The sequence below is a fragment of the Kitasatospora sp. NPDC059577 genome (assembly GCF_042735475.1).
GTDB lineage: Bacteria > Actinomycetota > Actinomycetes > Streptomycetales > Streptomycetaceae > Kitasatospora.
This window is the reverse complement of the sequence record NZ_JBHWBZ010000061.1, coordinates 1-4,758: the sequence shown is the minus strand read 5'-3', so window position 1 is coordinate 4,758 and position 4,758 is coordinate 1. Positions and strand designations below refer to the sequence as shown.

Here is a 4,758-nt window from a genome sequence, read left to right as displayed (position 1 = left end):
GGGCCGCGCCCCCGCGCAGCCGCCGGGCTCGCGCCGGGGGGGGGGGGCGCGCCGGCCCCCCCCCCCCCCGGGCCGCCCCCCCCCCCCCCCGGGTCCGTCAGACGCCGTACTCGTCCAGCGGCGGGCAGGAGCAGACCAGGTTGCGGTCGCCGTACGCGCCGTCGATCCGGCTCACCGGCGGCCAGTACTTGTCCGCCGGGTTCACGCCCGCCGGGAAGACCGCCTCCTGCCGCGAGTAGCCGTGCGCCCAGTCGCCGGCCAGCTCGGCGGCGGTGTGCGGGGCGTTGCGCAGCGGGTTGTCGTCGGCCACCCACTCGCCCGAGCCGACCTTGTCGATCTCGGCCCGAATCTCGATCATCGCGTCGCAGAAGCGGTCGATCTCGTGCAGGTCCTCGGACTCGGTGGGCTCGATCATCAGCGTGCCGGCCACCGGGAAGGACATCGTCGGCGCGTGGAAGCCGTAGTCGATCAGGCGCTTGGCGATGTCGTCCACCGTCACGCCCGTCTCCTTGGTCAGCGGGCGCAGGTCGATGATGCACTCGTGCGCGACCAGCCCGCCCGGGCCGGTGTAGAGCACCGGGAAGTGCGGCGCCAGGCGCTTGGCGATGTAGTTGGCGTTCAGCACCGCGACCTGGGTCGCGTGCTTGAGGCCCTCGCCGCCCATCAGCCGGACGTACGCCCAGGAGATCGGCAGGATCGCCGCCGAGCCCCACGGCGCGGCCGAGATCGGACCGACACCGGTGGCCGGGCCGGCCTCCGACTGCAGCGGGTGGTTCGGCAGGTACGGCGCCAGGTGGGCGCGCACCGCGACCGGGCCGACGCCCGGGCCGCCGCCGCCGTGCGGGATGCAGAAGGTCTTGTGCAGGTTCAGGTGCGAGACGTCCGCGCCGAACTTGCCCGGCTTGGCCAGGCCGACCAGGGCGTTCAGGTTGGCGCCATCCACGTACACCTGGCCGCCGGCCTCGTGCACCATGGCGCAGATCTCGGTGATCTCGGTCTCGTACACGCCGTGGGTCGACGGGTAGGTGACCATCAGCACCGACAGGTTGTCGCGGTGCTGCTCGATCTTGGCCTTCAGGTCCTCGACGTCCACGTCGCCGTCGACCAGGGTCTTCACCACGACGACGCGCATGCCGGCCATCACGGCCGAGGCCGCGTTGGTGCCGTGCGCGGAGGACGGGATCAGGCAGATGTCGCGCTGGGTGTCGCCGTTGGCGTGGTGGTAGGCGCGGACGGCCAGCAGACCGGCCAGCTCGCCCTGCGAACCCGCGTTCGGCTGGATCGAGACGGCGTCGTAGCCGGTCACCTCGACGAGCTGCTGCTCCAGCTGGCGGATCAGGGTCAGGTAGCCCTGGGCCTGCTCGATCGGCGCGAAGGGGTGCAGCTGACCGAACTCCGGCCAGGTCACCGCCTCCATCTCGGTGGTCGCGTTGAGCTTCATGGTGCAGGAGCCCAGCGGGATCATGCCCCGGTCCAGCGCGTAGTCCCGGTCCGACAGGCGGCGCAGGTAGCGCAGCATGGCGGTCTCCGAGCGGTGGCTGTGGAAGACCGGGTGGGTCAGGTACTCGTCCTCGCGCAGCAGCGCGCCCGGCAGCGCGTCGGCGGCCTCGGCGACCTCGACCGCGTCGACGCCGAACGCGGCCCAGACGCCGGCCAGGTGCTCGCGGGTGGTGGTCTCGTCGGTGGAGACGGAGATCCGGTCCTCGCCGTCCTGGTGGACGTTGATGCCGTTGGCGCGGGCGGCGGCGGCGATCTCGGCGGCGCGGCCCGGGACGACCGCGGTGACGGTGTCGAAGAACTCGCCGTGCAGCAGCTCGACGCCGCCGGCCCGCAGGCCCTCGGCGAGGGCCGCGGCGTAGCGGTGGGTGCGGCGGGCGATGTCGGCCAGGCCGTCCGGGCCGTGGTAGACGGCGTACATCGAGGCCATCACGGCGAGCAGCACCTGGGCGGTGCAGATGTTGCTGGTGGCCTTCTCACGGCGGATGTGCTGCTCGCGGGTCTGCAGCGCCAGGCGGTAGGCCCGGTTGCCGTCGGAGTCGACGGAGACGCCGACCAGGCGGCCGGGCAGCGAGCGGGCGTACTCGGCGCGCACCGACAGGTAGCCGGCGTGCGGGCCGCCGAAGCCCATCGGCACGCCGAAGCGCTGCGAGGTGCCGCAGGCGATGTCGGCGCCCAGCGAGCCCGGGGACTTGAGCAGGGTCAGCGCCAGCAGGTCGGCGGCGACGGCGACGATCGCGCCCAGGCCGTGCGCCTGCTCGATCACCGGGGTGAGGTCGCGGACGACACCGGTGGCACCCGGGTACTGCAGCAGCACGCCGAAGACGCCGCGCTCGGCGATCTCGGCCGGGATGCCGTCGGACAGGTCGGCGACGACGACCTCGACACCGGTCGGCTCCGCACGGGTCTGGATCACCGCGGTGGTCTGCGGCAGGGTCTCGGCGTCGACCAGGAAGACACCGCCCTTGACCTTGGTGACGCGGCGGGCCAGGGCCATCGCCTCCGCGGCCGCCGTGCCCTCGTCCAGCAGCGACGACCCGGAGGTCGGCAGGCCGGTCAGGTCGGAGACCAGGGTCTGGAAGTTGAGCAGCGCCTCCAGACGGCCCTGCGAGATCTCCGGCTGGTACGGGGTGTAGGCCGTGTACCAGGCCGGGTTCTCCATGACGTTGCGCAGGATCACCGGCGGCGTGAAGGTGCCGTAGTAGCCCAGGCCGATCATCGGCTGGAGGACCTGGTTGCGGCCGGCCAGCTCGCGCAGCTCGGCGAGGACCTGGGCCTCGGTCCGGCCCGCGGGCAGGTCCAGGCCGGTGATGGAGCGGATCGCCTCGGGCACGGCCGTGGCGGCGAGCTCGTCCAGCGAGCCGTAGCCGACGGACGCCAGCATCTTCTCCTGGGCGGCGGCGTCGGGGCCGATGTGGCGGTTCTCGAAGGGGCTGGCCAGCTCAAGCTCGGTGAGGGTCGAGGCGCCGGTGGGGCGTCCCGCGTTCGGCTGGGCGTTCATGGTGGTCGAGGCCTCCTGGTCACGGACCGGCGGGGGTACGCGCGCCTACCGGCCTTCCTCGCTGCGGAACAGCGAATGAGCCACGGCGGGCGGACCCGTCAGGCCTCCCCCTCTGTCATCGGGACCTGAGAGCTTCGCCCGCACGGCGCGCTGCGGCACGCCGTCGGCTTGCACCGTCGGTGAGGGTGGTGATCGCCGGCTTCCGTGCCGACGCTCCTGCCCTGCTTTCCAGAGTGACCTACCCCACACGGTACGGATGCCTGAGAGATTCCGGGGAGGAGTTGCTCCTTCGGCGCCCCGACCAGCGGTTTTCGCGGTCGGAGACTCTCCCGAGCGGGCTCTGCGGTCGCCGCCCAGGGTACCAGCGGGAGGCCATCCGATCACGGGTGCTTCCCGTCACCCCGGGTCTACGCGCGTCCCCCGGACGGCCCAGCCCGCAGCCCGTCCGGCGCACCCCGGTCGCGCCCGCCCGATTCATGGCATTTGGTGTGGAGTGGCGGACGGGACGGGCGCTCCTGCCGCCTTCCTGCGGGAGTTCCGCTGGCTCAGCGCACTGGAGGAAAGCGTGCAGACCGACATCGACCCCAGGGACCTCATCGGCCACAAGGCGGTCGACCGCAACGGAGACAAGATCGGCACGGTCGACGAGGTGTACCTGGACGACGCCACCGGCCAGCCCGAATGGGCCGCCGTCCGGACCGGCATCTTCGGCCGGGACGCCTTCGTCCCGCTCACCACGAGCGAGTTCTCCGGCGACGAGCTCCGGGTGCCGTACGACAAGTCACTGGTCAAGGAGTCCCCGGACTTCGGCGTGGGCCAGCACCTGTCCCCCGCCCAGGAGCTCCAGCTGTACCGCTACTACGGCCTCGATACCCCGGTGGACGACCACCCGGCCGGCGAGGACAGCGGCCGGACCGCGCAGTCCGACCACGACTTCGGCACCACGACGGCCGTCCCGGCGGCCGCGACCGCCGCGGCCGTCACCAAGCCGCACGCCCTCCGCTCCCCCGAGCCCGCCCCGGCCGCCAACGGCACCAGCACCGCCACGGAGGACAGCGTGCGCACCCTCAGCACCCCCGCGCCCGCCGCCACGCCCGCGGCGGCCGCGACACGCGCACCCATCGTCGAGCCCAAGCCGCAGTCCGCCCCGATGCCCACCCCGACGTCCGCCCCGACGTCCGCCGCCCCCGCGTCCGGCGCGGGCGCCGCCTCCCGCAACGAGCCGGTGGAGATCACCTGCCGCGAGGAGCGGCTGGACATCACCACCGAATGGCACACGGTGGGCACCGCGAAGCTGCGCAAGTACGTGACGAGCGAGCAGATCGAGCGCCGCGTCCCGGTGGTCCGCGAACGCGTCCGGGTCGAGCGGATGCCGGTCGGCGAGGCCGAGCGCGCCTCGCTCACCGAGAAGGAGATCGCCGAGGTCGTCGAGGAGGTCACCCTCCGCGGGGAACGCCCGGTGGTCCGCAAGTACCTCACCCCCATCGAACGCGTCCGCCTCGTCGTCGAGCGCTACACCGCCGAGGAGGTGATCCGGGACGAACTCCGTCGCGAACACGTCGAAGTCCACGACAACACCACGCCTCCTGCCGCCGCCACGCCACCTCCGTCGACGACCACCCCGGCACCGGAGAACTCCCGCCCCTCGGCCCTGCGCCCCCTCGTCTGACCCCACCCACACACAAGGGCCCCGACCACCCCTGGTCGGGGCCCTCCCCCATGCCCCGGCCCCTCAAGCCCCGACCCCCCTCGCCCACAAC

General features: G+C 73.0%; 2 protein-coding genes and 1 riboswitch. Of the genes, one reads left to right on the top strand and one right to left on the bottom strand.

The genetic code is table 11. The features are described 5' to 3' along the window. Positions 1-97: 97 nt before the first annotated feature. A complete protein-coding gene (gcvP, locus tag ACFV0O_RS33480; protein ID WP_380347514.1) occupies positions 98-2,998 on the bottom strand; it encodes an aminomethyl-transferring glycine dehydrogenase in 2,901 nt (966 codons plus the stop codon). 238 nt (positions 2,999-3,236) lie between these two features. Then, positions 3,237-3,340, bottom strand: a riboswitch (glycine riboswitch). Positions 3,341-3,491: 151 nt separating this feature from the next. On the opposite strand from gcvP, the gene ACFV0O_RS33475 reads away from it, so the two are divergent. After that, complete coding sequence (locus ACFV0O_RS33475; protein WP_380347513.1) at positions 3,492-4,667, top strand: PRC and DUF2382 domain-containing protein; 1,176 nt, start codon at positions 3,492-3,494, stop codon at positions 4,665-4,667. The last annotated feature ends 91 nt before the right edge of the window (positions 4,668-4,758 follow it).